At 71.0% G+C, this 26,511-nt stretch carries 22 protein-coding genes; 19 read left to right on the top strand and 3 right to left on the bottom strand.

What is annotated here, in order from left to right:
* Positions 1–17: 17 nt before the first annotated feature.
* Positions 18–341, bottom strand: coding sequence for a DUF427 domain-containing protein (locus ACWIHT_RS20495; RefSeq protein ID WP_456169541.1), 324 nt, complete (start codon positions 339–341; stop codon positions 18–20).
* A gap of 51 nt (positions 342–392) precedes the next feature.
* On the opposite strand from ACWIHT_RS20495, the gene ACWIHT_RS20490 reads away from it, so the two are divergent.
* From ACWIHT_RS20490 to ACWIHT_RS20410, 17 genes are all read left to right on the top strand, one after another.
* Positions 393–932 (top strand): LOG family protein, encoded by a 540-nt coding sequence (locus ACWIHT_RS20490; RefSeq protein WP_456169540.1) that lies wholly within the window; start codon positions 393–395, stop codon positions 930–932.
* Between the two features lie 7 nt (positions 933–939).
* Positions 940–1,638: an SDR family oxidoreductase gene (locus ACWIHT_RS20485; protein ID WP_456169539.1), complete on the top strand. Its 699-nt coding sequence runs from the start codon at positions 940–942 to the stop codon at positions 1,636–1,638.
* Positions 1,635–2,048 carry a hypothetical protein gene (locus ACWIHT_RS20480; RefSeq protein ID WP_456169538.1) on the top strand — a complete coding sequence of 138 codons (414 nt, stop codon included), beginning with the start codon at positions 1,635–1,637 and terminating at the stop codon, positions 2,046–2,048. Before ACWIHT_RS20485 ends, ACWIHT_RS20480 begins: the two co-directional genes overlap by 4 nt.
* Before the next feature lie 65 nt (positions 2,049–2,113).
* Complete coding sequence (locus ACWIHT_RS20475) at positions 2,114–3,121, top strand: methionine synthase (RefSeq protein WP_456169537.1); 1,008 nt, start codon at positions 2,114–2,116, stop codon at positions 3,119–3,121.
* A gap of 15 nt (positions 3,122–3,136) precedes the next feature.
* Positions 3,137–5,329: an NAD-dependent DNA ligase LigA gene (gene ligA / locus ACWIHT_RS20470; RefSeq protein ID WP_456169536.1), complete on the top strand. Its 2,193-nt coding sequence runs from the start codon at positions 3,137–3,139 to the stop codon at positions 5,327–5,329.
* A 270-nt stretch (positions 5,330–5,599) separates the two neighbouring features.
* Positions 5,600–7,861, top strand: coding sequence for a putative bifunctional diguanylate cyclase/phosphodiesterase (locus ACWIHT_RS20465; protein WP_456169535.1), 2,262 nt, complete (start codon positions 5,600–5,602; stop codon positions 7,859–7,861).
* A 196-nt stretch (positions 7,862–8,057) separates the two neighbouring features.
* Positions 8,058–8,354 (top strand): Asp-tRNA(Asn)/Glu-tRNA(Gln) amidotransferase subunit GatC, encoded by a 297-nt coding sequence (gene gatC, locus ACWIHT_RS20460; protein WP_007384860.1) that lies wholly within the window; start codon positions 8,058–8,060, stop codon positions 8,352–8,354.
* Between the two features lie 5 nt (positions 8,355–8,359).
* Positions 8,360–9,862 (top strand): Asp-tRNA(Asn)/Glu-tRNA(Gln) amidotransferase subunit GatA, encoded by a 1,503-nt coding sequence (gene gatA, locus ACWIHT_RS20455; protein ID WP_456169534.1) that lies wholly within the window; start codon positions 8,360–8,362, stop codon positions 9,860–9,862.
* Positions 9,859–10,101 carry a hypothetical protein gene (locus ACWIHT_RS20450; RefSeq protein ID WP_262059030.1) on the top strand — a complete coding sequence of 81 codons (243 nt, stop codon included), beginning with the start codon at positions 9,859–9,861 and terminating at the stop codon, positions 10,099–10,101. Before gatA ends, ACWIHT_RS20450 begins: the two co-directional genes overlap by 4 nt.
* Positions 10,102–10,116: 15 nt before the next feature.
* Positions 10,117–11,631, top strand: a complete 1,515-nt coding sequence (gene gatB / locus ACWIHT_RS20445) for an Asp-tRNA(Asn)/Glu-tRNA(Gln) amidotransferase subunit GatB (RefSeq protein ID WP_456169533.1) — start codon at positions 10,117–10,119, stop codon at positions 11,629–11,631.
* Between the two features lie 198 nt (positions 11,632–11,829).
* Positions 11,830–12,123, top strand: a complete 294-nt coding sequence (locus ACWIHT_RS20440; RefSeq protein WP_456169531.1) for a hypothetical protein — start codon at positions 11,830–11,832, stop codon at positions 12,121–12,123.
* 206 nt (positions 12,124–12,329) lie between these two features.
* Complete coding sequence (locus tag ACWIHT_RS20435) at positions 12,330–14,573, top strand: MMPL family transporter (protein WP_456169530.1); 2,244 nt, start codon at positions 12,330–12,332, stop codon at positions 14,571–14,573.
* Positions 14,551–15,126 (top strand): GNAT family N-acetyltransferase, encoded by a 576-nt coding sequence (locus ACWIHT_RS20430; RefSeq protein ID WP_456169529.1) that lies wholly within the window; start codon positions 14,551–14,553, stop codon positions 15,124–15,126. Before ACWIHT_RS20435 ends, ACWIHT_RS20430 begins: the two co-directional genes overlap by 23 nt.
* Before the next feature lie 35 nt (positions 15,127–15,161).
* A complete protein-coding gene (locus tag ACWIHT_RS20425; protein ID WP_456169527.1) occupies positions 15,162–15,812 on the top strand; it encodes a hypothetical protein in 651 nt (216 codons plus the stop codon).
* A gap of 197 nt (positions 15,813–16,009) precedes the next feature.
* Entirely contained in the window at positions 16,010–16,195 is a 186-nt protein-coding gene (locus ACWIHT_RS20420) for a hypothetical protein (RefSeq protein ID WP_456169526.1), read from the top strand.
* Positions 16,196–16,308: 113 nt separating this feature from the next.
* A complete protein-coding gene (locus ACWIHT_RS20415; RefSeq protein WP_456169656.1) occupies positions 16,309–19,440 on the top strand; it encodes a helix-turn-helix transcriptional regulator in 3,132 nt (1,043 codons plus the stop codon).
* Positions 19,441–19,476: 36 nt separating this feature from the next.
* Entirely contained in the window at positions 19,477–19,707 is a 231-nt protein-coding gene (locus tag ACWIHT_RS20410) for a DUF6191 domain-containing protein (RefSeq protein ID WP_456169525.1), read from the top strand.
* Here ACWIHT_RS20410 and ACWIHT_RS20405 read toward each other — a convergent pair.
* Together ACWIHT_RS20405 and ACWIHT_RS20400 are read right to left on the bottom strand one after the other, a co-directional pair.
* Entirely contained in the window at positions 19,664–20,818 is a 1,155-nt protein-coding gene (locus ACWIHT_RS20405) for a PQQ-dependent sugar dehydrogenase (RefSeq protein WP_456169655.1), read from the bottom strand. The genes ACWIHT_RS20410 and ACWIHT_RS20405 overlap by 44 nt on opposite strands.
* A gap of 126 nt (positions 20,819–20,944) precedes the next feature.
* Positions 20,945–21,943, bottom strand: a complete 999-nt coding sequence (locus ACWIHT_RS20400) for an aldo/keto reductase (RefSeq protein WP_456169654.1) — start codon at positions 21,941–21,943, stop codon at positions 20,945–20,947.
* Positions 21,944–22,019: 76 nt separating this feature from the next.
* Here ACWIHT_RS20400 and ACWIHT_RS20395 point away from each other — a divergent pair, with 76 nt between their 5' ends.
* Positions 22,020–22,979 (top strand): 2-hydroxyacid dehydrogenase, encoded by a 960-nt coding sequence (locus tag ACWIHT_RS20395; protein WP_456169524.1) that lies wholly within the window; start codon positions 22,020–22,022, stop codon positions 22,977–22,979.
* A 445-nt stretch (positions 22,980–23,424) separates the two neighbouring features.
* Positions 23,425–26,403, top strand: a complete 2,979-nt coding sequence (locus ACWIHT_RS20390; RefSeq protein ID WP_456169523.1) for a putative bifunctional diguanylate cyclase/phosphodiesterase — start codon at positions 23,425–23,427, stop codon at positions 26,401–26,403.
* The last annotated feature ends 108 nt before the right edge of the window (positions 26,404–26,511 follow it).

The following is a 26,511-nucleotide window of genomic DNA, read 5'->3' as shown; positions in this document are numbered from 1 at the left end:
GGGGTGCGACTAATCGCTCACAACACTTCTACTTCGTAGAAGCACAGGTGGTCCTTGATCTGCGCCACGTCCGGCTTGGGGTCGGGGTACGCCCACACCAGGTCGGTCGCATCCGGGAGCGACCAGTAGGACGCGTCCCCCTTGAAGGGGCAGTGGGTGTGGGTCTCGGAGGGGGCCAGGAGATCCAGGCGCACGTCCTCCGGGGGGAGGTAGTAGCGCACGGGACAGCCGGTCTCCTTCAGGACGAGGGGCCGGTCGCTCTCCGCCAGCACCTGGTCGCCGTGGACGACGCGTACCCGCCGGTCGCCCTGCTCGATCGTGATCGTGTGTCCGTCAGCCATACCGGAAAAGCACTCGCGGGCCCCCGGTTCTTCCCGCGTACGGTGACGGATATGAAGATCTGTGTCTTTCTCTCCGCCGCCGACCTGGACGAGCGCTACACGCGCCCCGCGCGGGAGTTCGCCGAACTGCTCGGCAAGGGCGGGCACACGCTCGTGTGGGGCGGCTCCGACACCGGGCTGATGAAGGTGGTCGCCGACGGCGTGCACGAGGCCGGCGGGCGCCTGGTGGGCGTCTCGGTGACCTTCCTCGCGGCGAAGGCGCGGGCGGGCGCCGACGAGATGGTGATCGCGGCCGACCTCGCCGAACGCAAGAAGTTGCTCCTGGAGAAGGCCGACGCCGTGGTCGTCATGGTGGGCGGCACCGGGACGCTGGACGAGGCCACGGAGATCCTGGAGCTGAAGAAGCACGGCCACACCGACAAGCCGGTGGTGGTGCTCAACACGGCGGGCTTCTACGACGGCCTCAAGACGCAGTTCCAGCGGATGGAGGCGGAGGGCTTCCTGACCCGCCCGCTCACCGAGCTGGTGTTCTTCGCGGCGGAGCCGGTGGGGGCGCTGGCCCACCTGGAGGAGTCGCTGGGCACCCGCTGATGCGAGCATGGCGGGCATGGCTACACATGTGATCACCGGGGCCGGTTCCGGCATCGGCGCGGCCGTCGCCCGCCGCCTGCACGCGCGCGGGGACGATCTCGTGCTGCACGCGCGCGATGCCGGCCGCGCGAAGGAACTGGCGGCCCGCTATCCCGGAGCGAGCACCCTGGTGGGCGACCTCGCGGACCCCGACCGGCTCAGCTGGGCGTTCTCCCACCAGAGCCTGCCCGACCGGGTGGACACACTCCTGCACATCGCCGGGGTGGTCGACCTGGGCCCGGTCGGCGACCTGACCCCGAAGACCTGGCACCACCAGCTCAACGTCAACCTCGTCGCGCCCGCCGAACTGACCCGCCACCTCCTGCCCCAACTCCGGGTCTCCGGCGGCCATGTGCTCTTCGTGAACTCCGGCGCGGGACTGCGCGCGAGCGCCGACTGGTCCGCGTACGCCGCCTCCAAGCACGGCCTGAAGGCCCTGGCGGACGCCCTGCGCCACGAAGAACACGCCAACGGCGTCCGCGTCACGTCGGTCTACCCCGGCCGCACCGCCAGCCCCATGCAGGCCAAGGTCCACCAGCAGGAGGGCAAGGAGTACGACCCCGCCCAGTGGATCGACCCCGAGTCGGTCGCGACGACGATCCTCATGGCCATCGACCTCCCGGCGGACGCGGAGGTCAACGACCTGACGGTGCGGCCGGGAAGGTGACCAGGAAGGCGACCGGGCCGGAGCGATCGCACCGGGCCAGCGGTGCGGAGATCCGGGGCTGGCTCGACGACGTGTGGGGGCGCACGGAGGCCGCGGTGGTCCTCGACGGCGGCGACAACGGCGGACCGCTCGCCGAACGCGGGCTCATCGGTGAGGTGTTCGACGCCGAGGGACTCGCGGAACTGCGCGCTCTCACCACGACCGGCACGTTCATGGACGACATCTGCCGCTGCTTCGGGAGCGTGACCATCGCCCTGCTCGACGCCGAGGGCGAGTTCATCGGGAGCGGCAGCGTGCACGGACTGACGGACGTCTCCTGGGAGCACGACCGATTCCTGAACAACCTGGAGTTGACGGATCCGGAGAAGCTGGTCGGGTTCCTGGAGCGGCTCGGGGTCCGGATGCGCTGAGCCGCCCCGCGGATACCGGCGGCACCCCAGAATCCGTGTCACCGTCGGCGGCTTAGTCTTCCGGGGTGAGCAACAACAGCCAGTTCAGCTTCGGTCCTGCCACCGGTGTCGGTTCCCTTCCCGGCGGTGACGCCCGGGAGGCCGCCAAGACCGCGACCGGGGCCTTCGAGGACTTTCCGTTTCTGCCCGAGCTGCCCGCGCGGGGACCCGGTGCGGACATGATCGGGCGGACCGCCGGGCTGCTCGTCGAGGTGTACGCGCGCGTGGAGCCCAGCGGCTGGCGGATCGGGGACCGGCCGGGGCGGGACACCAAGCGGGCGTGGGCGTGGCTGGGGGAGGACCTCGACGCGTTCGAGGAGTTCACGCAGGGGTACGAGGGGCCGATCAAGGTACAGGCCGTGGGGCCCTGGACCCTTGCCGCCGGGCTGGAGTTGAGGAACGGCGAGGCCGTGCTCTCCGACCCCGGCGCCTGCCGCGACCTCGCCGGCTCGCTCGCCGAGGGCCTGCGCAACCATCTCGCCGACGTCCAACGCCGCGTCCCCGGCGCCCAGATCGTGCTGCAACTGGACGAGCCGTCCCTCATCGGCGTACTGCGCGGACAGGTCAGGTCCGCCAGCGGCTACCGCACCTACCGCGCCGTGGACCGCCAACTCGTCGAGAGCACACTCCGCGACGTCGTCGGGGTGCACGCGGACGGCCCGGTCGTCGTGCACTCCTGCGCACCGGACGTGCCGTTCGCGCTGCTGCGCCGGGCGGGCGCGACCGGGGTCTCCTTCGACTTCTCGCTCCTCACCGAGCGTGACGACGACGTGATCGGCGAGGCGGTGGAGGCCGGTACCCGGCTCTTCGCCGGTGTCGTGCCGGGCACGGACACCCCATTGTCAGACCCTGCCGGTAGCGTCATGGGTGTCAGGACGCTGTGGCGCAGGCTGGGGCTGCGACCAGGACTCCTCGCGGAGTCGGTCACCATCACCCCGTCGTGCGGACTCGCGGGGGCTTCCCCCGAGTACGCGCGCCATGCTCTCGCCCACTGCGTCCGGGCGGCGAGATCCCTCGCGGACAACCCTGAGTGACGGAAGGACAACACGGTGGCCGGCGACAGGCAAGCGGAGACGGCGGTGCCCGCAGAGGCACGGGAGAAGCACGCGCAGCTCGCTGAGCAGATCGAGGAGCACCGCTTCCGGTACTACGTGAACGACGCCCCGGTCGTGAGCGACGCGGAGTTCGACCAACTCCTGCGCGCCCTGGAGGCGTTGGAGGAGGAGTATCCCGAGCTGCGCACGCCCGACTCGCCGACCCAGAAGGTTGCGGGGGCGTACGAGACTGAGTTCACCTCCGTCGTCCACCCCTCACGCATGCTCTCCCTGGACAACGCGTTCGACGACCTGGAGCTGGCGGCCTGGGCCGAGCGCGTCCACAAGGACGTCGGCGCCTCCGATCACCACTTCCTGTGCGAGCTGAAGGTCGACGGCCTCGCCGTCAACCTCACGTATGAGCACGGCCGTCTCACGCGCGCGGCGACCCGCGGCGACGGCCGTACGGGCGAGGACATCACGCCCAACGTCCGCACGATCGCGGAGATCCCGGACCGGCTGACCGGCGACCGCGTGCCCGACCTCGTGGAGATCCGCGGCGAGGTCTACTTCCCGATGGAGAAGTTCGAGGAGCTGAACGCCCGCCTGGTCGAGGCCGGCGACAAGCCCTTCGCCAACCCCCGTAACGCGGCGGCGGGTTCACTGCGCCAGAAGGACCCGCGCGTCACCGCCGGCCGCCCCCTGCACATGGTCGTGCACGGCATCGGCGCCCTGGAGGGCTTCGACCCCCTCACCCGGCTCTCCGAGGCGTACGCCCTGCTGAAGACCTGGGGCCTGCCCACGTCCACGCACAACAGGGTGGTCGACGACCTCGACGGCGTACGGGAGTTCATCAGGTACTACGGCGAGAACCGGCACTCCGTCGCGCACGAGATCGACGGCGTGGTCGTCAAGCTCGACGAGATCCCCCTCCAGGGACGGCTCGGTTCCACCTCCCGCGCCCCGCGCTGGGCGATCGCGTGGAAGTACGCGCCCGAGGAGGTCAACACCAAACTCGTCAACATCCGTGTGGGCGTGGGCCGTACGGGCCGGGTCACGCCGTACGCGCAGGTCGAGCCGGTCACGGTGGCGGGCTCGGAGGTCGAGTTCGCGACGCTGCACAACCAGGAGGTCGTCAAGGCCAAGGGCGTCCTCATCGGCGACACGGTGGTGCTGCGCAAGGCCGGTGACGTGATCCCGGAGATCCTCGGCCCGGTCGCCGACCTGCGCGACGGCAGCGAGCGGGAGTTCGTGATGCCGGCGGAGTGCCCCGAGTGCGGTACGCCGCTGCGGCCGATGAAGGAGGGCGACATCGACCTCCGCTGCCCGAACGCCCGTGCCTGCCCTGCCCAGTTGAGGGAGCGGCTGTTCTACCTCGCGGGCCGCAAGGCGCTGGACATCGACCACTTCGGCTATGTGTCGGCCGCCGCGCTCACCAAGCCGCTGGAGCCGGAGGACCCGCCGCTGAAGGACGAGGGCGACCTGTTCGGCCTCACCATCGAGCAGTTGCTGCCCATCAAGGCGTATGTCCTCGACCAGGACAGCGGGTTGCCCAAGCGCGACCCGAAGACCGGCGAGGAGAAGATCGCGACGGTCTTCGCCAACCAGCAGGGCGAGCCGAAGAAGAACGCGCTGGCGATGCTGGAGACCATCGCCGCGGCCAAGGACCGTCCGCTCGCCCGGATCCTCACCGGACTGTCGATCCGTCATGTCGGCCCGGTCGCCGCCGAGGCGCTGGCCCGCGAGTTCCGCTCGATCGAGCGTATCGAGCAGGCCACCGAGGAGGAGTTGGCGAACACCGACGGGGTCGGCGCGATCATCGCCGCCTCCCTCAAGGAGTGGTTCGCCGAGGAGTGGCACCAGGAGATCCTCCGCAAGTGGCGGGCCGCCGGGGTCCGTATGGAGGAGGAGGGTTCCGCCGAGGACGAGGGCCCGCGTCCGCTCGAAGGGCTGACGGTCGTCGTGACCGGCACACTCGAACACTTCACGCGGGACGGGGCGAAGGACGCCCTCCAGAGCCGGGGAGCGAAAGTGACCGGTTCTGTTTCGAAGAAGACGTCTTTCGTCGTCGTAGGTGACAATCCTGGTTCCAAGTACGACAAGGCGATGCAGGTCAAGGTGCCGGTTCTGAACGAGGACGGCTTCACCGTTCTGCTGGAACAGGGTCCCGAGGCGGCCGCCGAAGTCGCGCTTCCGGTCGAGGAGTAGCGAGGAGCAGCGGTTGAAGGCCACCCGATCGGCGCATACCAGATGCATACGGGTGGCCGGGTCGCATTCGGGCAACCGTCTACGACCGCTGCCCGTGGAAGCCTTCTGCGGCCTACTGTTGAGGTGTGCACCTGCCGTGCCCAGCTGCGGTTGGGGCAACCCCCTGCTCTTGGTGAGCAAGGGGAAGGGTTTTCCAAACGCGGTTCCGTTGATGGAAGTCGGGCATCGGACCGCGTGGCGTGGGCACCGCCGGCTGTGAGAGGGACGGGAATGGAACCGACCGAGAGCGCCCCCCCGGACTCACTCCTGCGCCGGCTCACCGGCGCCTGGCGGGAGAGCCGTTGGGGAGCGCGCCCCGTGGAGCGTCCGGGCAGCACCCAGCCGCGCGCCACCGGACAGTACTCCACACCGGACGCGCGCCACGACGCACCGCTCTCCGCCACCCACGCCTCCCCACTGCCGGGCGGTGAGACCGGACGGCATCTGAACTGGCCCGCGCTCCCCACGGCGGTGGTCGTCGCGGCCGGCTTCGTCCTGGGCGCCGGTTTCTTCCGCGCGTTCACCGGCGATCACGCGCTCTTCCCGTCCGGCACCGTCGGCTGGTCGCTGGCCGTCCTCACCGGCATCATCGTCGGCCACCTGGTCGCGCTGGGCCGCGCCCGCTGGTGGGGCGGCACCGGCTCCGGCGCCGCCCTCACCCTCGGCGTCCTGCTGCTCTACGGCTGGGTCGCCGCCGGCATGGTCAGCCTCACCGTGGTCGTCCTGGTCGGCATAGCCCGCCGCAACCGCTGGCGCCAGGGCGTCCTGCACGGCGCGGTAGACATATTGGGCATAGCCGCCGGAGCCCTCGTCCTTGGCGCGTTCGGCCGGGTGCCGTCCGTCGAGAAGCCCTGGAACCCGGACACCTGGACGGTCTACACCGCCCCCGAAGTGATCCTGGTCGCCCTCGCCTATCTCGCCGTCACCCGCACCCTGCTCTGGTATCTGCACGCCCCGCGCCACGGCGGACTGCCCACCGTCGCCCGCACCGCCCTGCTCAGACAGGGACTGGTCGCGGTCGCCCTGCTCGGCATCGCCCCCCTGATCTGTGTGGTCGCGGTCGCCCAGCCGGTCCTGCTGCCCCTCTTCTCGATCCCGCTCATCGCCCTCGACTCCACCCTGTGGATGGCCCGCGCCAGGGCCGAGGAGCAACTGCGCGACCCGCTGACCGGGCTGCCCAACCGGCAGTGGCTCCTGGAGCGCATCTGGACCGCCCTTGACGACGCCGAACGCATCGGCGCCAAGGCCGCGCTCATGCTGATCGACCTCGATCGCTTCCGGTCGGTCAACGACACTCTCGGTCATCTGGCCGGTGACCGGCTGCTGTTGCAGATAGCCGACCGGCTGCGGGTCGCGCTGCCGCGCGGGGCGGAGGCCGCGCGGCTCGGCGGCGACGAGTTCGCCGTACTGCTGCCCGTCGCCGACTCCACGACGTCCGCGACCCGGGTCGCCCGCAACCTCGTCGCCGCGCTCAGCTCCCCGCTCGACCTCGACGGGCTCACCCTCGTCCTGGAGGCCAGTGCGGGCGTCGCCGTCTTCCCCGACCACGCCCTCGACGCCGAGGGACTGCTGCGCCGGGCCGACGTCGCGATGTACCAGGCGAAGCGGGACCGCACGGGCGTGGAGGTCTACGAGTCCAAGCGGGACTCCAACACCCCTGACCGGCTGGGCCTGTTGGGGGATCTGCGGCGGGCGCTCGACGCGCACGAGGTGCAGGTCCACTACCAGCCCAAGGTCCGCTTCGACGGCCAGGTCGCCGGCCTTGAGGCGCTGGTGCGGTGGGTGCATCCGGAGCGCGGGAAGGTGCCGCCGGACGAGTTCATAGCGATCGCCGAGTCGTCAGGACTGATGCCCCATCTGACGGAATACGTCCTCGACACGGCCCTCGCCCAGGTCGCCAGGTGGCGGGCCCAGGGCCTGTTCGTGCCGGTCGCGGTGAACGTCTCCCCACGCGATGTGCACACCCCCGGCTTCGCGGGCTCGGTCGCCGCGCGCCTCGCCCGGCACGGGGTCCCTGCGGGGTCGCTCCAGCTGGAGATCACGGAACACGTGCTCCTGGAGGACCCGCAGCGCGCCGCCGACACCCTCAACGGCCTGACCGGCCACGGCGTGAAGATGTCCCTCGACGACTTCGGCACGGGGTACTCGTCCCTGGTGCATCTACGGCGGCTCCCCGTCAGCGAGTTGAAGATCGACCGCTCGTTCGTGGCGCGGCTGGCGGTGGACACGGAGGACGCGGAGATCGTGCGGTGCACGGTCGATCTCGCGCACTCGCTCGGGCTTCTCGTCGTCGCGGAGGGCGTCGAGGACGACGAGACGTGGGAGCGGTTGCGGGACCTGGGCTGCGACGCCGTACAGGGGTGGCTGGTCGCCGCGGCGATGCCTCCGGAGGACATGACGGCGTGGCTGCTGGCGCGGGGTTCTCGGGGGTGGCAGCGGCCTCGGGCCGCGTTGCCTGCGGCCGCTGCGGATGATCCGGGGCGGCTCGGCTGAAAGGCTGCGCCTACGGGGGTGGGGGCTTCGGTCCGTTCGCGGCTGCGGGGCCGTTGTGGCTGGGCGCGCAGTTCCCCGCGCCCCTTACGGGAACCGCCTGCTGAGAAGTCGGCGATCGAAACCGTTTAACGGCTACGGCCCCCCGCCCCATAGGATTGGTCCCAAACCACACACACTCACCCCAGAGGAACGCCGCATGCCTGGCATCACGCGCGAGGAGGTCGCCCACCTCGCCCGGCTGGCGCGTCTGGAGCTGAAGCCCGAAGAGCTCGAACACTTCGCGGGACAGCTGGACGACATCATCGGCGCGGTCGCCCGCGTCAGCGAGGTCGCCGACCAAGACGTACCGCCGACCTCCCACCCGCTGCCGCTGACGAACGTCATGCGCGCGGACGAGGTCCGTCCCTCGCTCACCCCCGAGCAGGCGCTCTCCGGCGCCCCGGCCCAGGAGCAGCAGCGTTTCAAGGTGCCGCAGATCCTGGGGGAGGACTAATCACCATGACGGACCACAGCAGCATCATCCGGCTCACCGCCGCCGAGACCGCCGCGAACATCGCGTCCGGCGTCCTCACGGCCGTCGAGGTCACCGAGGCCCACCTCGCCCGGATCGAGGAGGTCGACGCGAAGGTGCACGCCTTCCTGCACGTCGACCGCGAGGGTGCCCTCGCGCAGGCCCGCGCCGTCGACGCGAAGCGGGCCAGGGGCGAGGAGTTGGGGCCCCTCGCCGGCGTTCCGCTCGCGCTCAAGGACATCTTCACCACCGAGGGCATTCCGACGACCGTCGGTTCGAAGATCCTCGAAGGCTGGATCCCGCCGTACGACGCGACCGTCACCAAGCGGCTCAAGGCCGCCGACGTCGTCATCCTCGGCAAGACCAACATGGACGAGTTCGCCATGGGGTCGAGCACGGAGAACAGTGCGTACGGGCCTACCGGCAACCCGTGGGATCTGACCAAGATCCCCGGCGGCTCCGGTGGCGGTTCCTCCGCCGCGCTCGCCTCCTTCCAGGCGCCCCTCGCCATCGGCACCGACACCGGCGGCTCCATCCGCCAGCCGGCCGCCGTCACCGGCACGGTCGGCGTCAAGCCGACGTACGGGGCCGTCTCGCGGTACGGCATGGTCGCGTTCTCGTCCTCCCTCGACCAGGGTGGCCCGTGCGCCCGTACGGTCCTGGACGCGGCGCTGCTGCACGAGGTCATCGCCGGGCACGACCCGCTGGACTCGACCTCGATCGACGCGCCTGTCCCGCCGGTCGTCGAGGCCGCCCGGAACGGCAGCGTCGTCGGCATGCGTGTCGGCGTCGTCAAGCAGTTCCGCGGCGAGGGCTACCAGGCCGGTGTCATCCAGCGCTTCGACGAGGCCGTAGAGGTGCTCAAGGAACTGGGCGCGGAGATCGTCGAGTTGGACTGCCCGTCCTTCGACCTGGCCCTGTCGGCGTACTACCTGATCGCGCCCTCCGAGTGTTCGTCGAACCTCGCCCGTTTCGACGGCCTGCGCTACGGCCTCCGTACCGGCGACGACGGCACCCACTCGGCCGAAGAGGTCACCTCGATCACCCGTGAGGCGGGCTTCGGCCCCGAGGTGAAGCGTCGCATCATGCTCGGGACGTACGCCCTGTCGAGTGGCTACTACGACGCGTACTACGGCAGCGCCCAGAAGGTCCGTACGCTCATCACCCGCGACTTCGAGAAGTCGTTCGAGAGCGTCGACGTGATCGTGTCGCCGACGACCCCGACCACCGCCTTCCCGATCGGCGAGCGTGCCGACGACCCGATGGCGATGTACCTCGCGGACCTGTGCACCATCCCGACCAACCTGGCGGGCAACTCGGCCATGTCTCTGCCCTGCGGTCTCGCGCCGGAGGACGGCCTGCCGGTCGGGCTCCAGATCATTGCCCCGGCGCTGAAGGACGACCGTCTTTACAAGGTCGGCGCCGCCGTCGAGGCCGCCTTCGTGGAAAAGTGGGGGCACCCGCTGCTTGAGGAGGCACCGTCGCTGTGAGCAACGCACTGTCGAAGGCCAAGGGCTTCAAGAAGTCCAAGTCCGGCACGTATGTGTCCATGGTCACCACCGCGTTCGGCGCGCTGAGTGTCGCCAAGCAGATCAAGAAGGCGCGCACCGAGCACGACACGCTCCGTCTGATCGACGCCTCGGTCTCCGCCGTCGCGCTCGTCACCGGCTTCGCCATCCTGTACCGCGAGTTGAAGCGGCTGGGCGACGACGACGTCCTGCTGGGCTGAGAGGGAAAGTTCACCGTGACCACCACGACCGACCTGGAGTCGTACGAGGACGCTCTCGCGTCGTACGACCCCGTCATGGGCCTTGAGGTCCATGTCGAACTCGGCACCAGGACCAAGATGTTCTGCGGCTGTTCGACCGAACTGGGCGCCGAGCCCAACTCACAGACCTGCCCGACCTGCCTCGGCATGCCCGGCGCGCTCCCGGTCGTCAACGCGATCGGCGTCGAGTCCGCGATCAAGATCGGCCTCGCGCTGAACTGCGAGATCGCCGAGTGGTGCCGCTTCGCCCGGAAGAACTACTTCTATCCGGACATGCCGAAGAACTTCCAGACCTCCCAGTACGACGAGCCGATCGCCTTCAACGGCTATCTGGACGTCCAGTTGGAGGACGGCGAGACCTTCCGGGTGCAGATCGAGCGCGCCCACATGGAGGAGGACACCGGCAAGTCGCTGCACGTCGGCGGCGCGACGGGCCGTATCCACGGCGCCTCGCACTCGCTGCTCGACTACAACCGCGCCGGCATCCCCCTCATCGAGATCGTCACCAAGCCGATCGAAGGCGCGGGTGAGCGCGCTCCCGAGGTCGCCAAGGCCTACGTCGCGGAGCTGCGCGAGCTGATCCGCGCGCTCGGTGTGTCCGAGGCGCGCATGGAGCAGGGGCAGATGCGCTGCGACGTCAACCTGTCGCTGCGCCCGCACGGCCGCGAGAAGTTCGGCACGCGGAGCGAGACCAAGAACGTCAACTCGCTGCGCTCCGTGGAGCGTGCCGCCCGTTACGAGATCCAGCGCCACGCCGCGGTGCTGAACTCCGGCGGCACGATCATCCAGGAGACCCGCCACTTCCACGAGGACACCGGGTCGACGACCTCGGGCCGCGTGAAGGAGGAGGCGGAGGACTACCGGTACTTCCCGGAGCCGGACCTGGTGCCGGTGGCCCCCTCGCGCGAGTGGGTCGAGGAGATCCGTACCGGACTGCCCGAGCAGCCGCTGGCCCGCCGCAACCGGCTGCGCGAGGAGTGGGGGATCAGCGCGTTCGACATGCAGTCGATCCTCAACGCCGGTGCCATCGACTCCATCGTCGCCACGATCGACGCCGGTGCCGACTCGGCCTCCGCGCGCAAGTGGTGGATGGGCGAACTGGCGCGCAGCGCCAACGAGTCGGGCACCTCGATCGACGAGCTGGCCATCACGCCGGAGCAGGTCGCCCGGGTCACCGCCCTGGTGACCGCCGGTGAGCTGAACGACAAGCTGGCCCGCCAGGTCATCGAGGGCGTTCTCGCCGGCGAGGGCACCCCGGACGAGGTCGTCGAGAAGCGCGGTCTGAAGGTCGTCTCCGACGACGGCGCTCTCACCACCGCCGTCCAGGAGGCCATCGCCGGCAACCCGGGCATCGCCGACAAGATCCGCGGCGGCAAGGTGGCCGCGGCCGGTGCCCTGGTCGGCGCGGTCATGAAGGCGACCCGAGGCCAGGCCGACGCGGCCCGCGTCAAGGAACTGATCCTGGAGCAGCTGGGCGTCAGCGAGGGCTGAGACCCCGCGAGGGCTGAGCCGCCGTAGGAAATCGACATCCCCGGGGGACGCATCGAGTGAGATGCGTCCCCCGGGGATGTTCGGTGAACGGGCCCCTCCGGTTCTGCGTAGCTTTCTGTGGGAGAGCAACGAGATTGTGGAGGACGTCGGTTGGCCGTGCACGAGGTCTCTCAGGAGGACGCGCTACTCTCGCCCGCCATGGACGGACGCGGAGAATCCGAGACACCGGACTTCGACGATCCCGCACTGGACGCGCGGCGGGCCCGCTGGACGGCGCTCCTGACCGGCGCCGTGCTGGCCCTCGCCGGGGTGGCCGCGGCGGCGCTGAGAGCCACCGGTTCCGAACCGGTGCTCGTCCCGGCCGCCTATGCCGTGGGCGCGGCGCTGTGCGCGCTCGCGTCGGTGCTCGGCTCCCGGGGCCGTACCAGACGGGCGTTGTGGCTGCTGGTCGTCGGCGCGATGGTGATGGCACTGGGGGACCAGTTCGACTGAGGCACCCGCTGGGGTGACAGAGTCGCCGTTACTGTCCTGTGATCTGGCTCCCACTCCGGTGATGAAGCCCTCGAACGTCATGAACGATCACTTTCGGCTGCGAGAGTGGGCCGCGTATTGCTCATGCGTTCTTTGCGGGCTGTTCATCCTTCGGGCGATGTTTCCCGGTCAAAGATCCACAATTCGCCATCCCCGGGAGCACGTTCGTGGCAGCCCTTGCCCGCTGGTGTGTTCGGCACCGCCTCGCCGCCGTCCTGCTGTGGCTCCTCGCGTTCGGCGGGGTCACCGCTGCCGCCGCCGTCACCGGCTCGGCGTACTCGAACGACTACGAGGCCCCCGGCACCGAGTCGGGCCGTGCGACGCAGCTTCTCAAGGAGGCGTTTCCGGGCCTCGGCGGCGACAGCGACACCGTCGTCTGGCGCACCTCGCCCGGTTCCGTCCGCGCCGCCGACGTCGAACAGACCATGACCGACGCCCTGGACAAGATCTCCGGTCTGCCCGGAGTCGCCTCCGTGGTCAGCCCGTACGACGGGCAGGGCACCGGCCGGATCAGCGCTGACGGGCGGACCGCCTACGCCACCGTCACCTTCGCGCACCAGGCCGAGGACATCGACAAGTCCCAGGCCCAGGCGGTCGTCCGCGCCGCGAAGGCCGCCGAGACCGACGGGCTCCAGGTCGAGCTGGGCGGCAGCGCCATCGCGCTCACCGAGTCGTCGAGCGGGCACACCGCCGAGATCGTCGGGGTCGCCGTCGCCGCCCTCGTCCTGTTCCTCGCCTTCGGGTCCCTCGCGGCCTCCCTACTGCCCATTGGCACCGCCCTGTTGAGCGTCGGTACCGCGTACGCGGCGATCGTGCTCCTCGGGCACGCGATGACCGTCGCCGACTTCGCGCCCATGCTCGGCATGCTGGTCGGGCTCGGCGTGGGCATCGACTACGCCCTGTTCATCGTGACCCGGCACCGGCGCGGACTGAAACGCGGACTGTCCGTCACCGAGGCGGTCACCAACGCGGTCGTCACCACCGGGCGCGCGGTCGTCTTCGCGGGCGCCACGGTGTGCATAGCCCTCCTGGGGATGCTGATCCTGCGCCTCGGCTTCCTCAACGGGGTCGCGATCGCCGCCTCGTTGACCGTGATGCTCACCGTCGCCGCCTCCGTCACGCTCCTCCCGGCCCTGCTGTCCTTCATCGGACCCCGCGCCCTCAGCCGCCGCGAACGGCGCCGGCTCGCCGAGCACGGGCCCCAGCCGGAGCTGCCCACCGGCCTCGCCGCCCGCTGGTCCGCGTTCGTCGAGCGCCACCCCAAACTCCTCGGCGCCCTCGCCCTGGTCGTCATCACCGTCCTCGCCCTGCCGACGCTCGCGCTCCACCTCGGCACCTCCGACCAGGGCAACGACCCGAAGACGTCGACCAGTCGGCAGGCCTACGACCTCCTGGCGGACGGTTTCGGGCCTGGCGTCAACGGTCCCCTCACCCTCGTCACGAAGATCGACGGCGCCGAGGACAAGCTCATCCTCGACAACCTCGACGCCACCCTGCGCACCACCGAGGGCATCGCCTCCGTGACGCCGGTGACCTACGACAGCGGCGGTTCCACCGGGTACTTCAGCGTCGTACCGGACTCGGCCCCGCAGTCCCAGAAGACCAGCGACCTCGTCGACCGGCTGCGCACCGAGGTACTGCCCCGGGCCGAGACGGGCACCTCGCTGGACATCCACGTCGGCGGGGTGACGGCGAGCTACGACGACTTCGCGGACGTCATCGTCGGCAAGCTCCCGCTGTTCGTCGGGGTCGTCATCTCGCTCGGGTGTGTGCTGCTCCTGCTCGCGTTCCGGTCCGTCGGCATCCCGCTCAAGGCCGCCGCGATGAACGTCGCCGCCGTGGCCGCCGCCTTCGGAGTCGTCGTCGCGATCTTCCAATGGGGCTGGGGGAGTGAGTACCTCGGCCTGGGACGCGCCGGACCGATAGAACCCTTCCTCCCCGTGATCATGGTGTCCGTCCTCTTCGGGCTCTCGATGGACTACCAGGTCTTCCTGGTCAGCCGGATGTACGAGGAATGGCTGGAAACCGGCGACAACCGGCGGGCCGTCCGCGTCGGACTCGCCGAGACCAGCCGGGTCATCAACTCGGCCGCCGTCATCATGATCTCGGTCTTCCTCGCCTTCGTGCTCAGCGGCGACCGCGTGATCGCCATGTTCGGCATCGCGCTCGCCTCCGCCGTCGCCCTGGACGCCTTCGTGCTCCGTACGCTGCTGGTGCCCGCCCTCATGCACCTGCTCGGCGGCGCCAACTGGTGGCTGCCCCGCCGCCTCGACCGCGTCCTGCCCCGCATCAGCATCGAGCCCCCCGAGTGCCGCGCCGCCCATGAGAGGCTGGCCGCTGCGACGGACGCCGAGGTGGCGGACGTACTGGCGAAGGAGCGGGAGCAGGATGTACGCGATATCCCTGGGTGACGACGGGGCCGAACTGCGTCCCCTGGAGCCGTGGCACGCCGAGGAGTTCCTCGCCCACCTGGAGCGCGGCCGGGAGTTCATCGGCCAGTACATCTCGTTCGGGTCCAAGGCGACGGACGTCGAGTCGGCGCGGGGGGAACTCCAGCGCTACGCCGACCTGCGCGCCGCCGACAGCGCGTCCCTGCACGGCATCTGGCTGGACGGCAAGCTCGTCGGCGGTGTCCTCTTCCTCAACTTCCACGCCGACCAGGGCAACTGTGAGGTCGGCTGCTGGCTGGAACCCGCCGCGGCCGGGCGCGGGCTGATCACGCGCGCGATACGGATTCTCATCGACTTCGCCGTCGAACAGCGCGGTGTCCACCGGGTCGAGTGGCATGCCGCCGCGGGCAATGAGAAGAGCCTGAATGTTGCCCGCCGCATGGGCATGACCAGGGACGGTGTCCTGCGCGAGTCACACCCCTACGGGGGCGTTCGGCACGACATCGAGGTGTGGTCCGTGCTCGCCCCCGAGTGGCGCGAGGCACGCGCGCGTGCCGCGCACGCCGATCTTTAAGGAACTTCTCAGAAACCACCCCTACCGTGCGCACCATGGGTACCAAGACTGTTGACGAGGCCGCGAACGAGGCCACCGAGGTGAAGAGCGACGCGGAAACCGTCGACGTCACCAAGACCGATGTGACGAAGACCGATGTCACCAAGACCGACGAGGAAGTCACCGAGCAGGAATCCGCGAGCGCGGAGGCCACCGAGGCCGAGGCCGAGGCCTCCGAGGACGAGGACGACCTCACCGAGGAGGAGTACGCGGCCGAGCTCGCGAAGCTCGGGCTTGAGGAGCCGGAAAGCTCCTCCGGCGTCGGCCAGGGTGCCGCCGCCGTGGTCTCCGCCGCGCTCGGCTTCATCTCGCTCTCCGGCGGCTGGATCGGCACCCTCGCCGGCGCCCGCGCGCAGCTCAACGGCCAGCTCCACACCGCGTCCACCGCGAGCGTGGCCACCCAGATCAAGGAGGTCTACGGCACCTCCTGGCACGCCACCGCGATGTGGGCCGGGCTCTTCGCGCTCGTGGCCGCCCTCGTGGGTGTCGGCGCGCTCGTCCGGCCCGCCTTCGGCACCCCGGGCAAGCCGCAGGCCACCTGGATCAAGTCGGTCGCCTGGGCGGGCGTCGTGCTCGGCGTCGTAGGCCTGCTCCTGGCCGTCCTCAAGTACACCGACGCCCTGCTCGCCATGCCGTCCGCGACCTGAGTCACCGCAGTTCATCAGGGGTCTTAGGTCCTCCGTAAGCACCTTACGGAGGACCTGAGGCCCCTTACGCACGTCTAAGGCCCGCCCGGCCCCGCAAGATGCGGAACTCTCCCGATGTGGCGGACCCCCCTTGGAGACGAAGGTTGAGGCATCGCGGAAAGCGAAGCCCGAAAACCGCCTCCACCAAGGGACTTGAGATGTACGAGTACGAGATCCACCAGCTCCGTTCCGCCGAACTCCGCCGACAGGCCGCCAACGAGCGGCTGGCCCGCGAGGCCGTCCGCAGCGCCCGCGCCGCCCGCCGCGAGCAGGCCCGGCAGGCCGCCGAGAGCGAGGTGCATACCGAACGCCCGCGCAGGCACCTGTTCGCCCGCGCCTCGTGACCGGCCGGGCGCGGGAGGGCGGCCGTACCGCGCCCGCCCGGGGGACCGGCGGGACGCTCCTGCCGGCGCTCGCCCTCCCGAAAACGGGTGCCGCGTTGTCAGACCCGCGTGACATCCTCGGGACCGTGGAGACCAGGTCCGTCAGTCCGGTCTTCGTCGGCCGGGCCGACGAACTGGACACGCTGAACGACGCGCTCGCCCGCGCTGCCGCGGGCGAGCCGCAGGCGTTGCTGCTGGGCGGCGAGGCCGGCGTCGGCAAGACCCGGCTCGTCGAGGAGTTCGCCACCACCGCCTGCCGCCGGGGCGCCGTCGTCGCGCTCGGCGGCTGCGTCGAGATCGGCGCGGACGGCCTGCCCTTCGCCCCGTTCTCCACCGCCCTGCGCGCCCTGCGCCGCGAACTCCCCGCCGAACTGGCCACGGCCGCCGCCGGCCAGGAGGAGGAACTCGCCCGGCTGCTCCCCGAGTTGGCGGAGACCCCCACCGCGCACCGGGCCCGCCGCAGCGACGAGGAGGGCATGGCCCGCCTCTTCGAACTCACCGCGCGCCTCCTGGAGCGCGTCGCCGCCGACCGCACGGTCGTCGTCGCCCTGGAGGACCTGCACTGGGCCGACGCCTCCACCCGCCACCTCCTCGCCTACCTCTTCCGCACCCTGCGCACCGGCCGCCTCCTCGTCCTCGCCACCTACCGCGCGGACGACATCCACCGCCGTCACCCGCTGCGCCCCCTCCTCGCCGAACTCGACCGGCTCCGCACGGTCCGCCGGATCGAACTCGGCCGCTTCAACCGGCAGGAAGTGGGCCGCCAGATCGCCGGCATCCGCGCCGCCGAACCCGACCCCGTCCAGGTCGACGAGATCTTCGAACGCTCCGACGGCAACGCCTTCTTCGTCGAGGAACTCGCCGTCGCCGCCCAGGACGGCTGCCGCACCGGCCTCACCGACTCCCTGCGCGACCTGCTCCTCGTCCGCGTCGAGTCACTGCCCGAGAGCGCCCAGCGGGTCGCCCGGATCGTCGCCGAGGGCGGCTCCACCGTCGAGTACCGACTGCTCGCCGCCGTCGCCCGGCTCGCCGAGGACGACCTCATCGAGGCCCTGCGGGCGGCCGTCGGCGCCAACATCCTCCAGGCCGCGCCCGGCGGCGACGGCTACCGCTTCCGGCACTCCCTGGTCCGCGAGGCGGTCGGCGACGACCTGCTGCCCGGCGAGCGCTCCCGCCTCAACCGCCGCTACGCCGAAGCCCTGGAGGCCGACCCGACGCTGGTCCCCGCCGACCAGCGCGTCATGCGGCTGGCGAGCTACTGGTACCACGCCCACGACCCCGCCAAGGCGCTCCCCGCCGTCCTGGACGCCTCCGTCGCGGCCCGCGGCCGGCACGCCCACTCCGAGCAACTGCGGCTCCTGGAGCGGGCGATGGAGCTGTGGGACACCGTCCCCGACGCCGTGCGCGCGGACCTGCGCCCCGTCGACTACACCGAGGTCTATCCTCCCTGCGGCTGCGAGCCGGAGACCACACCCCTGCGCTACCTCGACCTGATGGCGGAGGCCGCCGTCGCCGGGCGGCTCAGCGGGGAGCGCGAGCGCGCCCTGAAGATCACCAAGCGGGCCCTGCACCTCCTGGAGGACGAGAAGGACCCGCTGCGGGCCGCCTGGTTCTGGGTGCAGCGCTCCATCCTGGTCCGGCACCAGGACCGCGGCGACGGCTGGCCCGAACTGGCCGCCGCCCAGGAACTCGTCCGCGGCCTGCCGCCCTCCGAGGTGCACGCGGAGGTTCTGGCCCAGGTCGCCGGCTGGTCCATGGTCCATGTGCCGGGACCGGACGCCTACGTGGCCGCCGAGCGCGCGGTCGAGTACGCGCGGATGGTGGGCGCCCGCGAGATCGAGATGGACGCCCGCCTCACCCTGGCCGGCCTCATGGTCGCGTCCGGCGACGTCGAGGCGGGCCTCGCCGAACTGACCGAGGTCAACGAACGGACGGTCGCCGAGGGCATCACCACCGTCGCCGGCCGTAGCTTCGTCAACCTCCCGTCCTTCCTCGAAACGGTCGGCCGCTCCCGCGAGGCCGTGCCGATCCTGGAGGCGGGGCTCGCCTACCTCAAGGAGTTCGGCCAGTTCGACAAAGAGGCGTGGATCTGGGGAAACCTCGCCGAATCCCTGTTCACCCTGGGCCGTTGGGACGAGGCCACCGCGGCCGTGACCAAGGCGGAGCGCGTGAGCCGGCGGTCCAAACCGCGCGGCTTCCACGCCACGGTCCGCGCCGAACTCGCCCTCGCCCAGGGCGATGTGGCCGAGGCCCGCCGCCAACTGGCCGCGGCCCGCGAACACTTCGGCACCCTCGACCTCGTACCCCAGCACCACCAGCCCCTGGAGCGGATCGCGATCCAGATCGCCGCCGCCGAAGGCCACCCCCTGGACGCCCGGGCCGCACTCGGACGGGCGCTGGACTCCGGCTTCCGGCCCGGAGAGCAGTTCGACGTCTGGCCCCTGCTGCTCACCGCGGCCATCGCGGAGAGCCAGGCCGTCGGCCTGCCCGGCGCCGACCCCGGCCGCCCCGAGGCCGTCGAACGCATCAGGGAGACCGCCAAGCGGGCCGCCACCCACGTGCCCGTCTGGCAGGCGCACGAACGCTGGCTCCGCGCCGAACTGCTGCGCGCCGAGGGCCGCTGCACCCCGGACGACTGGTCCGAGGCGGTCGCCATCTTCGAACGCCTCGACCGCCCCTACGACCTCGCCCGCGTCCGCCACCGCCTGGCCGAAGCGCTCCTGTCCGAGACCGGCGGGGACGACACCGGCACCGGCACCGACGGCGGCACAGGGACCGACGGCGCCACAGGTACCGACGGCGGCAGCGGTGACGACCGGCGCGACCGCGCCACCGAACTCCTCCGGCTGTCCGGCGCCGTCGCCGAGCACCTGGGCGCCCGCCCCCTCGCCGACTCCGTCGCCCTGCTCGCCCAGCGGGCCCGGCTGACGCTCACCAGGGTCCCGGCGCCGAGAGCCGTCCCCGCCGACCCCTCGAAGGCGCTCGGCCTCACCAGCCGGGAGCGCGACGTCCTGCGCCTGGTCTCCGCCGGCCGCACCAACCGCCAGATCGCCGAGGAACTCTTCATCTCCCCGAAGACCGCGAGCGTCCACGTCTCGAACATCCTCGGCAAGCTGGGCGTCTCCGGCCGGGGCGAGGCGGCGGCGGTGGCCCACCGGCTGGGGCTGTTCCCGCCCGACCCGCTCACCGTGCGTTCGGCCGGATGAGTCGTACGCTGTAGGAGACCGGCCAGGGGAGGCCCCGTGTTCAACATGTTCGAGGAACTGTTCTCACCGGGCCGCAAGCACACCCAGGACGAGGCCAACCGGCTGGAGCTGACCAGGGTCGACGTCGCCGACGGCGACCCCGGACGCGGCCCGATAGACCTGGAGTCCGGCAAGGTCGTCGTCCGCGCGCCGGACCCCTCCGGCGAGGAGACCGACGCCTCCGCTACGACACCTGAAGCTCCAGAATCCGGTCGTCCCCCGACTTAGGCGTGCCCCGGCCGTCCGTGTTGCTGGTGACCAGCCACAGCTTGTCGTCGCCGGCCGACACCACCGTGCGCAGGCGGCCGTACTCGCCGGTGAGGAAGGCCTGCGGGGCGGCCGAGGCCTTCGTGCCGTCCAGCGGGATGCGCCACAGCCGCTGCCCCTTCAGGCCCGCCATCCATATGGAGCCCTCGGCATAGGCGATGCCGCTGGGGGAGGCGTCGTCGGTGTGCCACTGGGCGATCGGGTTGTGGTACTTGGGGTCGCTGCCCTTGCCCTCAGCGTTCGGCCAGCCGTAGTCGTCGCCCGGAGTGATCGCGTTCAGCTCGTCCCAGGTGTCCTGGCCGAACTCCGAGGCGAACAGCCGCTGCTTGGAGTCCCAGGCCAGACCCTGCACATTGCGGTGGCCGTAGGTGTACACCGGCGAGTTCGCGAACGGGTTGCCCGGCGCCGGGTCGCCCTCCGGCGTCAGCCGCAGGATCTTGCCGCCCAGGAACTTCTTGTCCTGCGCGAGACCCCGCTGACCGGTCTCGCCCGTGCCCGCGTACAGCATGCCGTCCGGGCCGAAGGCGATCCGGCCGCCGTTGTGGATATAGCCCTTGGGGATGCCCTTGAAGATCGTGTCCGGTGCGCCCAGCTGCTCACCGGCGGGCTTCTTCTCGTCGTACAGCATGCGGACGATGCGGTTGTCCGAGGCGGAGGTGAAGTAGGCGTAGATCATGTGGTCCGAGGCGTAGTCCGGGGAGAGCGCGATGCCGAGGAGGCCGCCCTCGCCCGCCGCGGAGACCCCGGAGACACTGCCCAGCTCGGTCTTCCGGCCGGTCTTCTCGGTGATCCGGGTGATCGTGCCGTCGTCGCGGGAGGAGACGAGCAGGTTTCCGTCGGGCAGCGGGGCCAGGCCCCAGGGGGTCTTGAGGCCCTCGGTGACCGTGCGCAGTACCTTCACCGTGCCCTTGGCGGGCGGGAGCTGCGCGGCGGGCTGTCCGGAGGACGACGACCCCGTGGCCGTACCGGCGCCGCCGGACGGCGCGGTGGTGCGGGTGCCCGGCAGGGTGCTGTCTCCGGAGGAGCAGCCGGCCGTCAGCAGGAGCGCGGTCACGGCCAGGGCGGCCGACACGACTCGACGTTGCACGATCAGGTCCCTTCGACGGGCGGGTTCTCCTTGTCATACACCGCTCGCGCCGCACAGGTTCCCGATCACCGACGACCGACGCGGGATCGAGCCCTGTCGTGCCTACGGCGGTCAGTCCCAGGAGCCCAGTGCGGCCGGAAGTTCCGCCACCTCCGTGAGGTCCTCCGGGGTGAGGCGGAGTTCCGCCGCCCCCGCGTTCTCCGTCACCCAGCGCTCCTGCTTGGTGCCCGGCACAGGCACCACGTGCGGGCCCTGCGCCAGTGCCCAGGCCAGGGCCACCTGCGCCGGGGTGACCTCCGGGCCGTGCCGGCGGGCCACGCGGCGCAGGCCTGCCACGATCGGCTGGTTCGCGGCGGTCATCTCGGCGGTGAAGCGGGGGTGCCGGGCGCGCACGTCGTCCGGTTCGAAGCCCTCGCCCGGGGTCAGGGTGCCGGTCAGGAAGCCGTTGCCGAGCGGCATCGCGGCCAAGAATCCGACCCCGCGCGCCGCGCACCACGGCAGCAGCGCGTCCAACGCCTCCGCCGACCACACCGACAGCTCGGCCTGCACCGCCGTCACCGGGAACACCTGCTGCACGCGCTGGAGTTGGCGGATCGTTCCGTCATGCAGCCGCGCCCCGGGCCGGCGTGCGGCGCGGGCCCCGACCGCGCACACCCCCAACGCCCTTACTTTTCCGGCCCGTACGAGATCCGCCATCGCACCCCAGGTCTCCTCGACCGGGACCTCGGGGTCGGCGCGGTGCAGTTGGTAGAGGTCGATCACCTCGGTCTGGAGGCGGCGCAGCGAGGCGTCGCAGGCGCGTCTCACATAGCCGGGGCGGCCGTTGGCCACGATGTGCTGCTCGCCGACCAGCAGACCGACCTTGGTCGACACGAACGCGTCCCGCCGCCGTTCCTTCAACACCCGCCCCAACAAAAGCTCGTTGGTGAACGGGCCGTACATGTCGGCGGTGTCCAGCAGCGTCATGCCCAGGTCGAGCGCCCGGTGCACGGCCCTGACCGACTCGTCGCCCCGCTGCCGCGACCCGCTGTAGGCCCAGTTCATCGGCATGCAGCCGAGCCCGACGGCCCCCATCGAGAGCGCCCCCGCGCCGATCGTCCTGCGCTCCACCTGCTCGTGACCCTCCCTCTCCAGACCCACCAACCTAACCTCTACGCGCGCGTGGCCTTGCCATAGCCTCCTGACCATGACTGTCGACGTGTGGCTGCCCATCCCGCCGGAGGAGATCGAAGGGCTCCCCGTGGGGCCCAACTACCTGTTCTGGGACGGAGGTGAGGAGGGCGATCAGGAGTTCCCCGGCGACCCGGCGGACTGCGTTCTGTACGTCGTGCCGTACATGAAGCGTCATCCCGTGAAGACGCGGCCGCTCGAACACATGCGGAATCTTCAGGTCATTCAGACGCTGACGGCCGGGATCGACGACATGACCGCGAACCTCTCCCTGATCGTCCCGGGGGTGCGGCTGTGCAACGCCCGCGGGGTGCACGAGGCGAGCACCGCCGAACTCGCGCTCGCGCTGACCCTCGCCTCGCTGCGCGGTATCCCGCAGTTCGTGCGGGCGCAGCAACAGGAGCACTGGCAGGGCGACTTCCACCCGGCGCTCGCCGACCGTTCAGTCCTCATCGTCGGCTACGGCTCCATCGGTTCCGCCATCGAGGACCGGCTCACTCCCTTCGAGCTCGCGCGGGTGGCGCGGGTGGCGCGCTCCGCTCGTACCACCGCGCGCGGGCCGGTGCATCCGCTCACCGAACTGCCCGCCCTGCTCCCGGAAGCGGACGTCGTCATCCTGTCCACGCCCCTCACCGAGACCACCCGGCACCTGGTCGACGCCGAGTTCCTGGCCCGGATGAAGGACGGGGCGCTGCTGGTGAACGTGGCCCGCGGTCCCGTCGTGGACACGAAGGCGCTGCTCGCGGAGCTGGAAAGCGGCCGTATCACCGCCGCGTTGGACGTCACCGACCCCGAACCGCTGCCCCAGGGGCACCCGTTGTGGCAGGCGCCGGGCGTGCTGATCAGTCCGCACGTCGGCGGGCCCACGTCGGCGTTCCTGCCGCGTGCGAAGCGTCTGGTTGTGGACCAGTTGGGACGGTTCGTGAACCATGAGCCGCTGCGCAACGTGATCCTTACGACAGGACCAACTGAGTAGTCGCAGCAGGCGTGCGGTCCGCTTCCGGTACCCTCCGCAACCTTCCGGAAGCGGGGCGTGCGCACATCTCTGCTGGTCGTCACGGAGCGTAGAGGAACTATGTCCCTGAGTGACGAGACTGGTGTATCGTCCCCGCAGGGGCTGCGCCGCGCACCGTTCGGCGCCGGGACGGACATTTCAGACTGTGAGGGGGGCGACGGGCGATGCACGGCCTATGGACGAGCGATCCGACGCGGCGGGGCCGCCGACGGCGACCCTGGCGTACCACCGCGCGCAGACGCGGCCACCACGGCAATCACAGCGGTCACGGCAGCCGCGGCGGTCAGGGCGGACAGCACAGCCACTCCAGCCATCACCACCGCAGGCACAACAGCCGCCGCAGGCACGCCCATTCGGCACACCGGGGCCTGCGGGACCCGGGAGCGACGCGGACCGGGAGGGCCCGGTGAGTTCGCCACCGTCTCCGACGACCACCCTCAACGGGGCGCTCCGGGACCGGACTTCACCGGGAGCGCGGCAGCCACGCCCGCCGGGTTCCGGCGGTGGCTGGAGCCTGGTCCAGCAACTCGTCCTGGCCCTGGTGTGCGCGGGATACGCCGTCGGTTCCGCGCTCGACTGGGGTTCCGCCCAAGTCGCCCTGATCATGGGCGACTTCGGGCTCAGCGCGGCGGCCGGTACCGCCGCCGTCTCCTGCTTCCTCTACGCGCGAAGCCGCCGTATCCGCTTTCGACCCGCCTGGCTGCTGTTCTCGCTCTCCTCGGCGATGGCGGCACTGGGCAACGGGGTCTGGGGGTGGTACGAGGTCGTCCTGGAGCGGCCCGTGCCCAGCCCCAGCTTCGCCGACCTGTTCTTCCTGTGCTTCGCGCCGCCCGCCATCGTCGGCCTCCTGGTGCTGGCCAAACGGCCCGTCACCAAAGCCGGTTGGGTCTGTCTGGCGCTCGACGCCTGGCTGATCGGCGGCTCGCTGCTCACGCTGTCGTGGAGCCTCGCGCTCGCCCAGGCCGCCAAGTTCGACGGGCCGAGCGTGGCCCACACCGCGCTCTCCCTGGCGTACCCGCTGCTCGACATCGCCCTGGTCAGCATGGTGCTCGCACTGCACTTCCGGCGTTCCTCGGTCAACCGGACCGCCGTGAACACCGCGATCGGCGCGCTGGCCCTGACTGTGATGTGCGACGCCCTGTTCACCTCGCCGCTGCTCCACAACAACTACCACTCGGGCCAGTTGCTCGACGCGGGCTGGTTCGCCGGCTCACTGCTCCTCGCCTACGCCCCCTGGGCCGCACCCCGGCACACCCAGCCCGAGGACGACGGGCACACGCGCGTGGTGCACGAACACCGGCCCGGACAGCGCACCGGTGTCCAGCCGCAGCCCGCCGCGCCGGGCGCCGACCACGGGCGGTATCCGGCCACCCGCCCCATCTCCGGTTCGCTGGCCGCGCTCACCCCGTATCTCGCCGCCGCCGTCTGCACGTTGGGGATCCTCTACAACGTCCTCAACGGCCGCAGCCCCGACCGCGTGGTGCTGATCACCGCGGGCTGCGTGGTGCTCGCCCTCGTGGTCCGCCAGGGCATCATGCTGCTCGACAACATCACCCTCACCCAGGAGTTGGCCCAGAAGGAGAACCACTTCCGCTCCCTGGTGCAGGGCTCCAGCGACGTCATCATGATCGCCGCCCCGAACGGCATCCTGCGCTACGTCTCCCCGGCCGCCGCCGGTGTCTACGGCAAGGCCGCGGAGGAACTCGTCGGCAACGAACTCGCCTCGCTCATCCACCCCGAGGACCTCGGCTGTGTGGTCCACGAGGTGCGCCGCTTCCTCGCCGCCAGCCCCTTCGAGGAGTCCAACACCCGTATCGAGTGCCGCTTCCGCTCCGGCGACGGCGGCTGGCTCAACGTCGAGTCGACCGTCAACCGCCATCACGGCGGCCTCATCTTCAACAGCCGGGACGTGACCGAACGGGTGCGCCTCCAGGCGCAGTTGCAGCACAACGCCGAGCACGACCCGCTCACCGACCTGCCCAACCGCGCCCTGTTCACCCAGCGCGTCCAGCAGGCCCTGTCCGGCCGCCGCTCCACCGACCGCGGCACGGCCGTCCTCTTCATCGACCTCGACGGCTTCAAGGCCGTCAACGACACCATCGGCCACCAGGCCGGTGACGAACTCCTCGTGCAGGCCGCCCGCAGGCTGCACGCGGCGGTCCGGCACGGCGACACCGCCTCCCGGCTCGGCGGCGACGAGTTCGCGGCCCTGATCGTCGGCGACGGCACTCGGGACCGGGCCGCCCGCGAGCGGCACATCATGGAACTCGCCGACCGCCTGAGAATCACCCTGTCCCAGCCGTACGTGATCGACGGCAACGATGTCCGTGTCGCCGCCTCCATCGGCGTCGCCTTCGCCGAACCGGGCCTGGGCGCGGGGGAGTTGCTGCGCAACGCCGACCTCGCGATGTACCGCGCGAAGGGGGCGGGCAAGGGCCGGGTCGAGCTGTACGCCCCGCAGATGCAGCAGGACGTCGTACGGAAGGCGGAGTTGGCGACGCGGCTGCGGGCCGCGCTGCACGACGGCGAGTTCGCGCTGCTGCACCAGCCCGTGGTGTCGCTGACGGACGGCCGGATCACCTCGGTCTCCACGCAGGCGCGCTGGCGGTCGTCGCAGGGGGTGCTGTTCACGCCGGCCGAGTTCCTGCGGGTGGCCGAGGACAGCGACCGGACCGCCGAGCTGGGGCGCTGGATGCTGGAGGAGGCCGTGGAGCAGGCCGCCGAGCGCCTCGCGGCCGGGCCCGCCGTGTCCGTGGCCGTACGGATGAGCGCCCGGCGGCTGCTGGACAAGTCGATGCCGCTCGGCTCGATCGAGGCCCTGCTGACCCGGCACGGGCTGCCGTCGGGCTCCCTGGTGGTCGAGCTGTCCGACACCGACCCCCGGGTGTCCCTGGACGAGCTGGAGCGCCGGCTGACCGCCCTGCGGCGGCTGGGCGTCCGGATCGCCCTGGACGGCTTCGGCAGCGGCTACGCGACCATCACGACGCTACGGCGGCTCCCCGTCGACGTACTGAAACTGGACCGCAGTCTGGTCGAGGGAGTCGTGGAGTCCGCGCGGCTGCACAAGATCACCAGCGGGCTGCTGCGGATCGCCGGGGACCTCGGGCTCCAGTCCGTGGCCGACGGCGTCGACCTGCCGGAACAGGTGGTCGCCCTGCGCGCGATGGGCTGTACGCACGGGCAGGGCATGGCCTTCTCCGGGCCGCTGGACGAGTACCGGCTGCGCCGGGCCCTGTCCTGCGGCCACTATCCGGTGCCGCACGGGCCCGCGGAGCCCGCGTTCGCGGGCGGCAGCGCGGGGGTGTACACCAGTAACGTGCCGGTGGTTTTCGGTGGCGGAACGGCCCTCCGCTCACATAATGAGACTCCCGTCCCACCCACTTGACAGTCGGTGCGTGCCGGGGGGAGGGTCAGTCCCATGCGCACCCGAATTCTCGTACTTGGAAAGCGCGTCGGCTGAAGCTGGTGACGTCCGGACGGACCCGGAACTCCC

The organism is Streptomyces sp. NPDC002276 (assembly GCF_053891435.1).
The sequence above is the reverse complement of the archived record's forward strand: the minus strand, read 5'-3'. Positions and strand labels throughout refer to the sequence as shown.